Here is a 14,499-nt window from a genome sequence, read left to right as displayed (position 1 = left end):
AATTAAATATTTAAAAACTCCCGACAGATATTTGTCTGTCGGGAGTTTTTAAATATTTATACCCGTTACGGGCAAAATGATTTCTCCGAAACCGATCATTGCATTAAATAGAGAAATGTGTTTGTATTTACTAATATCATCGATCGAAATACGAGCTTCTTGTATTGTGCCTTGCCTTAGTAGATACTCTCTTTGAGTTCCTTTTAGTAAAGGATTTTCCGGAGTTTCCCATCTGTTCCCGTCCGAAAAAGCCACGTTGCAAATAGAAGTATCGGTAATCAGATCGTTTTTGACGATTAGAATGTCATCGTATTTTTGTCTGGATGCAAATAATCGGTTTATTGTTTCCCTATTCGTTGTTTTCCATGAATATTCGATAGTATTATTTTTTACCAGTTTCAAAGACGATACAGGACGTACTTGATAAGGAATATATTCTATGGATACTATTTCTTTATTATAGACAATACGGCATTTGGTCAATTCTTTATAGGGAGAAGGGTCAATCATATTGTCGATATTTATTTCGGATGTTTTCCCGAAAAAGTGTAGTCGAGTAGAATTTAATCTTTGATTGTGTAGATCGATATTGAACGCTTTACCGTCAATAATTCGTATGGTTTCAGTGAATAGGGACATATACTTTTTGTTTCATTTCATTATATTCTTTAATCACATCGCTTTGTGCGGTTATGCCTCCTCCGCTTTTAAAAATCTTTTTATTTCCTTGTTGTTCTATAAATCTTATCATAACGGCACTTTCTAATGTCGATTTATTGCAATATCCCATGATCCCGGTGTAAAATCCTCGATTATAAGTTTCGGCAGACCGGATAATTTTCATGGTGGCCTTTTTAGGTGCACCTGTAATTGAGCCGGCGGGGAGAAGATTGTAAAGAATGTCTCCGACTTTTTCAGGGAAGACGAGCTTGAGCTTTCCTCGTATTTCGGAACTGACTTGTAAAAGTTCTCCTTTATTGGTTATAATTTTGTCTATATACCGATATCGGGGTACGTGTACATTATTGGCTATTTTGCTCAAATCATTTCGTATGAGATCTACGATCGTTGCATGTTCTGCACTTTCTTTAGGGTCATTTAATATTTGCATTTCGGCATCCGGAACTCTGGAATCTATCGTTCCTTTCATTGGAAAAGAAGATATTTCATCATTGCAAATTTGAATAAAGATTTCAGGAGAAAATACGGTTAGCTGATTTTTTATCCAAAGGCGATAAGGAGCTTGGCTATATTCGAAAATTTCTTTTAATGAAAGATTCGTTTCTACCGAAGTTGCACAAGTCAGGTTCGTTAAATACGAATTACCTCGTAATATATTTTTTTCTATTATAGAAAACGAGTGCCGATATTCACTGAAAGGGATAAATTGAGGTTTCCATGTTATCGGTAAAGAGTTATTTTTGTGACCTTTCGGACAGTTCGTTACTCCGTTAAAGTCATATAGAATTAAGTCGGGATCAATATCGGATAGTTCGAGAATATAGGCTTCGTCTCCTTGGTAATTGATGATAAATATAAATTCTTTTCCGTATTTTCCGAGATTATTTAACTCTTTAATAATATCGGTTTGTGAGAATAAGTGCATAAGTTGGTAGATTTGTTTTGCAAAAATAAGGGCTATACTCTGATTTTTATGAAAAATATATTTGAATTTTAAAGCCAGTCTAAATTTTTCAATGAAAAATACTATCAGATCATCTTTGTGTTTTTTCCGGTCTATTTTCCCGCTTCGCAGTCATGTCGCTACGTTTCTTATCGGAAAAAATATTCTCGAGACAGTTCTCAGAAAATATGTCCATACAAAATTTAGACAGGTTCTTAGAGGTATGATTTGTGTTGATTCTTGAGAATAATTAATATATTTGTCTCAAACTACTATTCCCCATGAAACTCTTAATCTTTATTTTGTCATTGGTTATAAATATTCCGGTTTGCTTATCTCAGGGGAAAAAGGTATTGCAGATCAGTTCTTATACTGTTGACGACGGATTATCTCATCGGGTGATATCTAATATAATACAAGACTCTAAAGGATATATCTGGATGGCGACATGGAATGGGTTGTGTCGTTATGACGCTTCTCGTTTTGAAACATGGAATATGTTACCGAACGGTTCGACGATAGGAAGATTGCTTCGAATAGCAGAAACGGAGGACGGGCGTATTTATTGTCATAATTATAATGATAGCGTTTATATTTTTGATCCGGCTACTTGTAGATTTATGCAATGTACGGGAGCTGAGAAATTAATTTCTTATCCGCCTAATCCTTATTTATTGCAAGTCGAGCAAGGCGGATTGCTTATTATCCACCGTGATTCTGGAGAGCGATATTTTCTTCCTGTGAAGAGTAATAAACGGTTGAAGAACACTTTGCATGCCTCATTTTCTGATAGACAGGGTAATTTTTGGGTCAATTTTGATGATGTTTTATATAAATTATCGTTTTCACCGGAATCTTATATTTACCGGACACATGTAAAAACAGAGAATTCTTTACTTTTTGGAGATGAGATCAGAGCGATTGCATGTAGTGCAAAATCCGGACGTTTGTGGATCGGTGCTAAAAGCGGAGATATTTATGTTTATAATAAGGAGGGAGATTTTGAGGGGTATCTTTCGAAAAATGGGTCTGTAACGCAAGTTCCCGTCCATTTCGGTGCTAATGCGTATGTGGTAAAAGAGGATAGATCGGGAAGAATATGGATCGGGACAAAAGGAGACGGCCTTTATAGCCTTGTCCCTGAGGGTGATAAGAAATATACAGTCAGTCATTATACGCAAAAGTCTCATGGGTTGGCTGATGATCGGATATATTCCTTGTTTTTTGATGATTCGGACAGATTGTGGATCGGAACGTTTGGTAATGGATTTTCTATTGTTTCCGTGAGGGGGGATAGTGTGAATTTATTAAAGAACGGACTTCCCGGACAGCGTATCAGGTGTATAGGGTCTTTTGATGCGGGTCTTATTTGTGCCTCGACTAATGGTTTGTACCTTGTTGACAGCACAGGAAAAGTGTTGCGAAAAATAGGGAGTTCCGATTTTACATTTGTTCATAAGGCCAATAGAGGGGATATATATGTTTCTACGATTGGGGCGGGTATTTTCAGATTGTGTTCAGAATCCGGACATTGGCAGCTTATTCCTGTCAGATTAGGAAATGTTTCTTATGATGTCGTATTATCCATTGCAGAAGAACTTTCGGGAAATATTTGGTTTGTGTCTGATAATAGTTTAGTGCGATTGTTTACAGATGGAAACATACAAACTTTCAGTCAAGATTTTTTCGGTAAAAATATCACTTTCTCAGAAGGTATTCCCATGCTGAAGGATAATAAGCTTTTCTTAGGTACGGCGGACGGTTTTGTAGAAATGAGTTTAGAATCTTCAGAAAAATTTCTTCCTCCTTTATATTGGAGATATATTCAAGTCGAGGATTCTTTGTTTGTCCCGACAGATAGTTTGTTGACCGTTCGTTTGGGAGAGCATGTCCGGATAAGTCCTGTGGCTCTGGATTATCGGCCGGGAACTATACGTTATAGTTATCGTTTGGATACTGATACCGTTTGGCGAGATCTTGATTATGGTAAAGTTATAGAATTAGATGATTTGTCGAAAGGCAGGCATGTGTTGACGGTTCGTTCTACTGATAGTTACGGTATATGGATGAATAATGATCGTACGTTTATAATTGATGTACGCTCTTCATTTTATAAAGGAGGAGTATGGTTTATTGTGATAGGCTTATTGGTCGTTGTTTCGATTTTTTTGTTTTATAACCGTCTGCCTTTTGTTCCGAGGAGTTCATTGCCAGATATATCTCCTTCATTACCCAAAGTGGACTTTTCTCCTGACGAGCAATTTTTGGAAGCGGCAAAATTGTTTGTAGAGTCGAATATGGATAAGCCGGAATTGTCTGTTGATGATTTTGCAGCTTATATGGGGATGAGTCGTACGATTTTGTATAACCGTATGAAAGATTTGCTTGATAAGACTCCCGCGAATTTCATAAAAGAGATGAGAATTAAACGAGCGGTACAATTGTTGAAGTTAAATATATATACTATTTCGGAAATAGCTGATATGACCGGTTTTAATGATGCAAAATATTTCAGTAAGGTTTTTAAAAGAGAGATCGGTGTTTCTCCGATGTCTTATGTTGATGAACAAGAGCGAACTAAGAATTGATTTTTTAATGAGATTGTTTGATTCGTTAAGTTTTTCGAAGTTGTAAAAAAATAGCGATGATAGGATTTTATCACCGCTATTTTCTTTATTTACTATTTTTGATTAACAGCAGCAACCACCTTTTCCTGCGCTACCCAAAACATCTTCGATTTTGTGTTTGTACAGTTTTTTCATATTGTCACGAGCCGGACCTAAATATTTACGAGGGTCAAATTCTGCCGGTTTTGTGGCAAATACTTCACGGACAGCAGCAGTCATAGCCAAACGGCTGTCTGAGTCGATGTTGATTTTGCAAACTGCCGATTTAGCTGCTTTACGCAATTGTTCTTCGGGAATTCCGATTGCATCTTTCAAAGCACCTCCATATTTGTTGATTGTAGCGACTTCTTCTTGAGGTACAGATGATGCACCGTGAAGAACGATAGGGAATCCCGGAAGTTCTTTTTCTACACCTTCCAGTACGTCGAAGCGCAAGGGGGGAGGAACGAGGATTCCGTCAGCATTACGGGTACATTGTTCCGGTTTGAATTTGTTAGCACCATGAGATGTTCCGATAGAAATAGCCAAACTGTCGCATCCGGTTTTGGTAACGAAATCTACTACTTCTTCGGGTTTGGTATAGGTATGATGTTCTGCAGAAACTTCATCTTCGACACCGGCCAATACACCGAGTTCTCCTTCTACGGTTACATCGAACTGATGAGCATATTCTACTACTTTCTTAGTAAGCGCTACATTTTCGTCATAAGGAAGGTGAGATCCGTCGATCATTACAGACGAGAATCCCATGTCGATACAGGATTTGCATAATTCAAAAGAATCTCCATGATCAAGATGAAGAACGATCTGAGGATTTTTGCAACCTAATTCTTTGGCGTATTCAACTGCGCCTTCAGCCATATAGCGAAGCAGCGTCTGATTGGCATATTGACGTGCACCTTTTGAAACTTGAAGAATAACCGGAGAGTTGGTTTCTACTGCAGCTTGGATAATAGCTTGCAACTGTTCCATATTATTGAAGTTGAAAGCCGGAATCGCATAGCCACCTTTAATAGCCTTAGCAAACATCTCTCTGGTGTTTACGAGGCCTAAATCTTTGTAACTAACCATTTTTTTAATGTATTTGCGTTAATAAATAAAAACTACACAAAGGTACTAAAATTCTTACAAACCGAAACATCCGAAACTTAAAAAAAATATGTGAAAACACTCTGGTCTGCAATATTATGATAGAACCCGATAAATTTAGGTTTCTTCTTTTCCCTTTCATTTTTTATAAGTATTTTTGTCCACTTGATAATTATAAAAACCGTTTAGAGTGTCTAATGGTTTAATTTTCTGTAATTAAGTTCGTTATTAATTTATAAAACATTTCAGATTAAAAGAGAATGAGAAGATGGCGTATTGAGGATTCGGCCGAGCTGTATAATATTAACGGATGGGGGCTGAAATATTTTTCTATTAATGACAAAGGTCATGTAGCGGTAACACCTCGTGAGGGGAATGCTTCGGTCGATCTGAAGGAGTTAATGGATGAGTTGCAGGTAAGAGATGTTACATCACCTGTTCTGGTACGTTTCCCGGATATTTTGGATAACCGGATCGAGAAAATCTCAAAATGTTTTGAGCAGGCTGCGGAGGAGTATGGCTACACGGCACAGAATTTTATCATTTATCCGATAAAAGTAAATCAGATGCGTCCGGTAGTGGAGGAGATCGTTAGCCACGGTAAAAAATTCAATATCGGACTTGAGGCGGGGTCTAAGCCTGAATTGCATGCTGTTTTGGCTATTAATATCGATGAAAATTCCCTGATAATCTGTAACGGTTATAAGGATGAGAATTATATCGAGTTGGCTTTGTTGGCGCAAAAAATGGGTCGTCGTATTTTTCTGGTGGTGGAAAAATTGAATGAGCTGAAATTAATCGCTTCTATTTCTAAACGGTTGAAGATACATCCGAATATCGGTATTCGTATAAAACTTGCGAGTTCGGGCAGCGGCAAATGGGAAGAGTCGGGAGGTGATGTCAGTAAATTCGGACTTAATTCCAGCGAATTACTTGAAGCATTGGATATTCTGGAAAAGAATAAAATGCAAGATTGCTTGCATCTGATACATTTTCATATAGGTAGTCAGGTTACCAAAATCCGTCGTATAAAAAATGCTCTACGCGAGGCTTCTCAATTCTATGTACAGCTTCATAATATGGGCTTCAATATCGATTTTGTCGATATCGGAGGCGGATTGGGAGTCGATTATGACGGGACTCGCTCTTCTTCGAGCGAGAGCAGTATGAACTATTCGATACAGGAATATGTGAATGACTCTATTTCTGCATTAGTGGATGCTTGTGTGAAGAACGATATTCCTCAGCCTAATATTATTACGGAGTCGGGACGTTCCCTGACCGCCCATCATTCTGTCCTTATATTTGAAGTTCTTGAAACGACGACTTTACCTTCGTGGTCAGAAGATGAGTCTGTTTCGGAAAAAGATCATGAATTGGTTCAGGAGTTGTATAAATTGTGGGATACAATGAATCAACCCCGCCTTATCGAAACTTGGCATGATGCCCTGCAAATACGGGAGGAAGCTCTCGACTTGTTCGGACTCGGAATGCTCGATTTACGTACCCGTGCCCAAGTGGAGCGTCTTTTTTGGTCGATAGCGCGCGAAGTATATGAAATGGCTAATGAGATAAAGCATTCTCCTGAAGAATTGAAGAAGATTGCCAAAATGTTGCCGGATAAGTATTTCTGTAACTTCTCATTATTCCAGTCTTTACCTGATTCTTGGGCGATAGACCAGATATTCCCGATAATGCCGATAAGCCGGTTGGATGAGAAACCTGAACGTACCGCAACCATACAGGATATAACTTGCGACTCGGATGGTAAAATCGATAACTTTATTTCTACCCGGAATTTTAATTATCACCTTCCGGTACATAGCCTTACTAAAGATCCCTATTATATAGGAGTGTTTCTTGTCGGGGCTTATCAAGAAATTCTGGGAGACCTGCACAATCTGTTCGGAGATACGAATGCCGTGCATGTAAGCGTGTATAAAGATCATTATGAAATCGACCAGGTAATTGACGGAGAGACGGTTGCAGAAGTATTGGATTATGTACAGTTTAATCCGAAAAAGATGGTTCGGAGTGTAGAGACTTGGGTAACGACTTCTATGAAATCCGGTATTATAACACCGGAGGAGGGACGTGAGTTTTTATCGAATTACAGATCGGGATTATACGGCTATACCTATCTTGAGAAAGATTGATAAAAAGCGGTACAGATCAAAGGAGAGGTTACAGTGCAACGTTATTTTTTGTATTTGGCTTATAGCGGTACTCGATATCACGGTTGGCAGGTACAACCTAATGGTGTGACAGTACAGGAGCGTATAGAGGAAGCTTTGACTTTATTATTACGGAGAGAGACTCCGATTGTCGGGGCGGGAAGAACGGATGCCGGAGTACATGCCCGTTTGATGGTCGCACATTTTGATACGGAAGATGTGCTTCAGGATCTTCAAGGGTTAGTAGAGAAGTTGAACCGGGTATTGCCTTCTGATATTTCTGTCTATAAAATCGTTCCGGTACGGGCGGATGCTCATAGTCGGTTCGATGCCTTGTCCCGCACTTACCGTTATTATATGATCGACCGCAAAGATCCGTTTTCCGGGATGTATGCTTGGCGTTATCATGGAAATCTCGATTTCGAAAAGATGAATGAGGCAGCCTCTTGTCTGTTTCGTTATACCGATTTTACAAGTTTCAGTAAGCTGCATACCGATGTAAAGACCAATAATTGCCGTATTATGAAAGCTCATTGGGAAAAAGAAAACGATTTGTGGGTGTTTGAAATTAAGGCAGATCGTTTTCTCCGAAATATGGTGAGAGCGATTGTCGGAACTCTTTATGATGTGGGAAGAGGGCGGCTTTCGGTCGGAGACTTTTGTCGGATTATAGAAGATAAGAATCGTTGCAAAGCCGGTATTTCAGCTCCCGGGAATGCGCTCTTTCTTGTGAATATAGAATATCCGGAAGAAATATTCGATGTGCAATTTTAGAGCCTGTTTAAGTTTTGCTCGGGTCAGACAGAGGTTTGGAATTTTCTTTCGAGAATGTTTTTTTGAGAAATTTTGTGATGGCAGAGACGGTAATGCTTTTGAATGATTAATCGATATGTGGCTTACATTTGCTTTTATTTCGGCAACCCTTTTGGGGATGTATGAAGTTTTTAAAAAGATGGCGTTGGAAGGGAACGCCGTGATTCCCGTACTTTTTCTGAATACAGTATTTTGTAGTTTGTTGTTTCTTCCTGTTATTTTATTGTCCCGTTTCTGTCCGGAAATGATGCAGGATACTCTTGTGTATGTTCCCAAAGTTTCTTTTGAAACACATCTTTTTATAATATTGAAAGCTGTAATCGTACTGGCTTCATGGATTTTTGCATATTATGCGATGAAGCATTTGCCTATTACGATTGCGGCAACGATCAAAGCTTCTCAGCCGGTTCTTACACTGTTGGGCGCTTTATTGGTTTTTGGAGAACGGTTGAATCTGTATCAGTGGATCGGGGTTACTATCGCCATTGTCTCTTTCTTTATGCTGTCGTCTGCCGGAAAAAAGGAAGGGATCAGTTTCGTTCATAATCGCTGGATATGGTTTATTGTTTTGGCAACTATAACGGGATCGATGAGCGGGTTGTATGATAAATATCTGATGTCAAACGGTTTTGACCGTATGACTGTTCAAGTATGGTACACTTATTATCAAATGGTGATCATGTTTTTTATATTACTGTTCTTATGGTATCCTCATCGAAAAAGAACTACGCCGTTTCGGTGGCGGAACAGTATTTTTCTTATTTCCCTATTCCTTGTTGTCGCAGATTTTGTCTATTTTTATGCATTGAGTTTTCCCGATTCTATGATTTCTATAGTCTCTATGGCGAGACGAAGCGGAGTCGTGGTTAGTTTTGTCTTCGGCGTATTCTTTTTCCGTGAGAAGAATATCAAGGATAAAGCTATCGATTTGATATTGGTATTGATCGGTATGTATTTTCTCTATTTGGGAAGCCGGTAGATATCTTGTTACTCGTTTTCGATCACGGCAGATGGCTGTCGGACAAGATTTAAACAAGAGTTATGTCTTTATTCTTTTTTCGTTTTACCGTCTTCTCGTTTTTATTGTTTATCTTTGTTTCTCAAAGAAAGATGTTATGAACAGAGTTATTCTTGCTTTTTGTTTTCTATTATGTATATCGGGGCTGAAAGCCCAACAAGTCGCCGCTTATTTTGTCTCTATGCCGGAAGAATTGTTGCTTCAGATAGAGCCGAATCGACGTAAGGATATGATAGATTTTTTTCAACACGGACAGAAAGGCGGCATTACGAATGCTTTGGGCGGAAATTCCGAGATCACGGCGATGTCGGATAAATATATGTCTGTATCTCTTTCTGATGTCTCTAAAATGGAGATATGTGTTTTGTCTAAAGATACGGCGGATATTATTGCGGTAGTTCGTACGGTGTGTGCTCCCGCATGCGATAGTCGGATAAGCTTTTATGATGAACAGTGGCAGCTTCTCGACACGAAAGATTTTCTACAGTTTCCTGTCAATGCCGATTTTTTTGTCGCTCAAGAAGTTCCCGGAAGAGATGAGGCTTTGGGAATGGTAGATATGATGCTTGCCGAATATCGTTTTTCTCCGGATAATGATGTATTGACGGTTGATTGTACGATAAAAGATTATCTTCCGGATGAGATTTATAAACAAATCGCCCCTTTTTTGAAAAAAGAGGCGTTACAATATTATTGGAACGGAAAACGATATGAATTAAAAAATTGATCGTCTTAAACGTATTTTTTATTCGTCTTCTTCCTGATCGTTTATCCGGGTAGCCAGAACTTTATCGATACGGGCTGAGTCCATATCGACAATTTCGAATTCGAATCCTTGCCATTGGAATTTTTCTCCTGTAGTGGGAATATGTTCCAATACCCCTAAGATAAGCCCGCTTAACGTATTATAATTATATTCATTATATAGACCCTCCAGATCGAAGTGTGCCAAAAAGTCATAGAAAGAACATTGTCCGTCTACAAGACATGACCCGTCTTCTCTGACAACGATATCCGGTTCTTCTCCCAATTCGGGAAGTGCGCCGAGCAAGGCCTCCATAATATCTCCCGAAGTGACGATTCCTTGAATGCTTCCGAACTCATCTGTTACCAGACCGTACTTTATCCTTTCTTTTTTCATTTTTTCCAGTGCATTATATACGCTCATCGTTTCGGGAATATAATGCGGCGGGATGATATGCTGCCAAATTGAAAAATCGGGAGAGTCTATTTTTCCAAACAAGTCCTTTGATTGAAGTATACCTACGACATGATCAAGCTTTCCGTCGGATACAGGATATACATGATAAAAATTTTGGCTTATCTCTTTTTTCAAAGTTTCTTTATCGGTAGAAATGTCTATCCATGTGAGTTCATTTCGGTGAGTCATGATAGAGCCGACATTTCTGTCTCCCAAATTAAAGACCCGTTCGACGATATCTTGTTCTACTTCTTGTACCTCACCGTCTTCAGTCCCTTCTCTGATAATCGCTTTAATCTCATCTTCGGTGACTTTCCCTTCTTCATTGGGATTTATGCCTAATAATTTTAAAACTAAGGCTGTACTTTTTGTTAATAATATTACGAACGGAGCTGCAATTTTCGATATAAAATACATCGGCTTGGATACGATGCGGGCAACACGTTCGGCTGCTGCCATACCGATTCGTTTGGGGACAAGTTCCCCGATGATTAAAGTCAGATAGGTGACGATCGTAACGATTATAATTTTGGCTATGGCTAATGAGTATGGAGCTAACGGCTCTATTTGGGCGATTATTACGGCAAAGTTTCCGGCAAAAGATTCTCCGGAATAAAGACCTGTAAGAATTCCGATGAGAGTGATCCCGATTTGAATGGTAGAAAGGAATCTGTCAGGTTCGTTAGCCAATTTTAATGCAGTACGGGCAGTTTTACTACCCCGTTTGGCATCTGCCTCAAGTCGTGATTTTCTTGCCGATACGAGGGCGATTTCCGACATGGATAAAGTTCCGTTTAAAATAATAAGAATAAGAATAATGATAATTTCCATAAATTAATCTTTAATTTCCCGAAGATAATGCATTCATAAAAAAACTCATAATTTCAGAAAGATAATTTACAAACTTTATTTAAGAGCCGGTCTCAATTTTCCAATTAGAAAATATTATCAGGTCATCTTTGCGTTTTCTTCCGGTCTTTTTTCCCGTTTTCACTCGTCAGATAGCCCGCTATCCTCTTCCTGAAAACAGAAAAACATACTCGAAAGAAATTCTCAAATCTGACCCGAGTAAAATTTAAACAGGCTCTTAATAGGTCTGTTTAAATTTTGAGAAAGAGCATTTAGTCAGGTATTATTCAGACTTATTTTGATCAGAGGCTTTTTACTTATCTGCTGTTGCCGGTTTTGCTGTAAAATAACACTCCTTGTTGTTTGCTGAGTTTGTTTGTAAAAATATTTGTGTGAAATTTTACATGTTTTTTTATCATTTTGTTGTGGCCAACTCTCATGAACGTTTGTTAAAAACGCAAATAATCACTATCTTTGTCGTGTCGTTGAAAGCGTCGGCTTTGTTTCGACAATACATGTTTAGTAAAAGCGTTTAGTTTTATCCTTAATAAGAAAATCGCCAATTTTCGAATAAGCAGAAGGATATAACAGTGCAAACGTTCATGCTTAGCCATATAGTCACGTGAGTGAGTATATACGGTCGGGCGTGGGTTGGCTGTTTATTTCTGCGTAGGTGTTTGGCGATACCTCTTATTAGATAAACTGACAAGTTCCCACGCTTTTTTTGTGTCTTTATGTTTAATCGCCGGTTCGGGAATTTAGGGCATAAAGTTGTGCTTGAAAGCAATGGAAAGAAAATTATTTATTTTCTTTTTTGTCCTTTTCATCTGTTCTTGTTCAAAAGAAGAGACCGGGGATATAGAAGAATCTGATTCTGTCGAGACGGTATTCAATGAGAATACAGTGGTGTTAAACGAGCGACAAATCAATGCCATAGTTACTGTCGACGGAGGTGTCCTCTCTTTTGAGAATACGATAGAGGGTAAAGATCTCCCGTCGATCGGTCAAATCCTTTTTACGTCTGAAAAATCAAAACACCTGCCCTATGGTTTTTTAGGTAGGGTTACTCAAATAACGGAGGAAGCGGGTCGGTATAAGGTCGAGACAGAGCCGGCTCCTTTAGATGCCGTGTTTGACAGGCTTGTTATAAAAGAAAGTGTCGATTTAGTGCCTGCTACCCGTGTTTCGGTCAGGAAAGATGAAGATGGATTTTTTTGTATGGAACAACCTATAACATTCGAACAAAACTCCGCATCGGTTACCGGGACAGCCAGTCTGGGTTTTAAGCTGGATATTCATATCGATATTAATAACCGTGCTCATAAACCTCCTTATGGGTATATAATTCTGCAATCTAAGGTCTCAGGTGATTTGAATTTCAGTTTGTCGACGGAAAAGAGATTAGAATTAAGGCATCCGATAGGCAATGAGATTCCGTTATCCGCTTCTTTAAGTAATATTGTTATCTCTCCGGTATTGCAGCTATATGGAATTGTGGAGGGAGAAGGTGAAATATCCGTCGATGCAGGTATGACTTATGCGAAGAAGACGATCGGTGCTATTGAATATAAAGACGGAATATGGAGTGGAAATGCGCGGGATTGGAACAGCGGTGATGATAATTTCGGTTGTAAAACTACGGCCGGTATATCGTTGAATGGCGGTTTCTTTGCGGGAATAGCAACGGCTATCGAATTGAGGTTGTTTAATAATGAAAATATGAAAATTGCCATCGAACCTAAATTCGGGCTGAACGAAACAGGGAATTTTGTCATCGATTTGGTTGATACGGATTTGTTTAGAAAAAACAAAGATTCAAAAATTAAGGCCGGGTTAGGGATAAAAATTGGAGCAAAGGTAGATGCTCAAATTTTTGGAGAAGGAGCGGAATTTCCTATTTGGGATAAATCATTTTTTGAAAGAGAATCATATCTTTTCCCTGCTTTTGAGAATAAAAATATTAAGATCGATAAAGATCGTAAATCGGTCTCAGCCGACTATTCTGTGGGACGTGACCTGTTATTCGGAGCTGCCGTAGGGGTGGCTTTATATAAAGGGAATCAGGTCGATTCCTATTCTAAACCTGTAAATTATTTTTTGAATGAGAACTTCTCAAATCCGTTGACATGTTCGTTCGATAACTTGCAGGATGATGTCGAATATACACTTTGTCCCTATGTGATGTGGGGAGATTCCTTTTATCCCGGTGAGCCGAGGCATACGTTTACTTTAAAAAATGAAGAAAGTAGCGGCTTAGTCGGGCGTTGGATCGAAGTCCATTCACAAGGATATTATCACAGTTTTTCCAATCCCGAAAATAATGAAGAATGGGACAAAGATATTTCTGCGGATGGAATTTTCTGTTTCAAAGAGGATGGGACGTTCATGGATACAATGTATGGAACAGTAGCAGGAGGGAATTGGGTCTTAAATGGTAATCAGCTAATCATCACTACTACATGGAGTAACGATTCTGAATACGATCCTGGATATATGGGACGTAGTCATGTGGCAACTATTGTGGAACTTAACGAATCAAAATTGGTATTGGAATTCTTCCATAAAGATGGGTATGGCGAAGAATATGAAAAAACTACTTATGTAAAGGTAACTTCCTTTCTCATCGGGACATGGCAGCGTGTGTCAAATTCGGGATGGGTCAAACAAGGTGGGTATGTAGATGAATGGAATAATTCTTCTGGAGAAGAGGGAAGTCGTATAGTTTTCAATGAAGACGGAACTTGCAAGTTTTACATGTACGAAGATGGGGTATTTGTGGAAGACGCTTTCGGTACATGGGACTATAAATCAGGTAAAATCTGTGTATGGGATTCGGATGCGGAATCTTTCTGGACTGTAAAAGATCTTTCCGCTTCGACACTGACTATGGAGATGCACGAAAAAGAGACGGAGAACAACGTCGTTACGTATGAGTTTTATGAAATCGATACTTATCACAAAATAACAAATAATCTAAATTGAATAAATCATGAGAAAAAATTTCTGCTTATTATTAGGGCTATTGTTCTGCATGTCAGCCCATGCGTATGATTTTGAGAGCGGGGGTATTTATTACGATATTACTTCGCCAACGACTGTTTGCG

Annotated in this window: 10 protein-coding genes; 6 read left to right on the top strand and 4 right to left on the bottom strand. The window is 38.7% G+C overall.

Translation table 11 applies throughout. The features are described 5' to 3' along the window. Positions 1-48: 48 nt before the first annotated feature. Positions 49-639, bottom strand: coding sequence for an aminotransferase class IV family protein (locus tag Q0093_RS13360; protein ID WP_297931398.1), 591 nt, complete (start codon positions 637-639; stop codon positions 49-51). Continuing rightward, the gene (locus tag Q0093_RS13355) at positions 623-1,606 is read right to left on the bottom strand and encodes an aminodeoxychorismate synthase component I (protein ID WP_297931396.1); all 984 of its coding nucleotides are present in this window, start codon (positions 1,604-1,606) and stop codon (positions 623-625) included. The genes Q0093_RS13360 and Q0093_RS13355 overlap by 17 nt, the downstream gene beginning before the upstream one ends. Before the next feature lie 299 nt (positions 1,607-1,905). On the opposite strand from Q0093_RS13355, the gene Q0093_RS13350 reads away from it, so the two are divergent. Continuing rightward, a complete protein-coding gene (locus Q0093_RS13350; protein WP_297931394.1) occupies positions 1,906-4,212 on the top strand; it encodes a two-component regulator propeller domain-containing protein in 2,307 nt (768 codons plus the stop codon). Between the two features lie 102 nt (positions 4,213-4,314). On the opposite strand, the gene Q0093_RS13345 is transcribed toward Q0093_RS13350, so the two are convergent. Next, complete coding sequence (locus Q0093_RS13345) at positions 4,315-5,322, bottom strand: class II fructose-bisphosphate aldolase (RefSeq protein ID WP_022600684.1); 1,008 nt, start codon at positions 5,320-5,322, stop codon at positions 4,315-4,317. A 278-nt stretch (positions 5,323-5,600) separates the two neighbouring features. Here Q0093_RS13345 and speA point away from each other — a divergent pair, with 278 nt between their 5' ends. From speA to Q0093_RS13325, 4 genes are all read left to right on the top strand, one after another. Continuing rightward, a complete protein-coding gene (gene speA, locus Q0093_RS13340) occupies positions 5,601-7,496 on the top strand; it encodes a biosynthetic arginine decarboxylase (RefSeq protein ID WP_297931390.1) in 1,896 nt (631 codons plus the stop codon). 33 nt (positions 7,497-7,529) lie between these two features. After that, positions 7,530-8,288 carry a tRNA pseudouridine(38-40) synthase TruA gene (truA, locus tag Q0093_RS13335; protein ID WP_297931388.1) on the top strand — a complete coding sequence of 253 codons (759 nt, stop codon included), beginning with the start codon at positions 7,530-7,532 and terminating at the stop codon, positions 8,286-8,288. 115 nt (positions 8,289-8,403) lie between these two features. Continuing rightward, complete coding sequence (locus Q0093_RS13330) at positions 8,404-9,306, top strand: EamA family transporter (protein WP_294177205.1); 903 nt, start codon at positions 8,404-8,406, stop codon at positions 9,304-9,306. A 136-nt stretch (positions 9,307-9,442) separates the two neighbouring features. Beyond that, complete coding sequence (locus Q0093_RS13325; protein WP_297305226.1) at positions 9,443-10,072, top strand: DUF3256 family protein; 630 nt, start codon at positions 9,443-9,445, stop codon at positions 10,070-10,072. Positions 10,073-10,090: 18 nt separating this feature from the next. On the opposite strand, the gene Q0093_RS13320 is transcribed toward Q0093_RS13325, so the two are convergent. After that, positions 10,091-11,377, bottom strand: coding sequence for a hemolysin family protein (locus tag Q0093_RS13320; protein WP_009319133.1), 1,287 nt, complete (start codon positions 11,375-11,377; stop codon positions 10,091-10,093). A gap of 804 nt (positions 11,378-12,181) precedes the next feature. On the opposite strand from Q0093_RS13320, the gene Q0093_RS13315 reads away from it, so the two are divergent. Further along, on the top strand, positions 12,182-14,377 hold the full coding sequence (locus tag Q0093_RS13315; protein WP_297931384.1) for a lipocalin family protein: 2,196 nt from the start codon (positions 12,182-12,184) through the stop codon (positions 14,375-14,377). The last annotated feature ends 122 nt before the right edge of the window (positions 14,378-14,499 follow it).

This window comes from uncultured Coprobacter sp. (assembly GCF_947855755.1).
Classification (GTDB): Bacteria; Bacteroidota; Bacteroidia; order Bacteroidales; family Coprobacteraceae; genus Coprobacter.
Note: the sequence above shows the minus strand (reverse complement) of the source record. Positions and strands in the feature narration are given on the sequence as shown.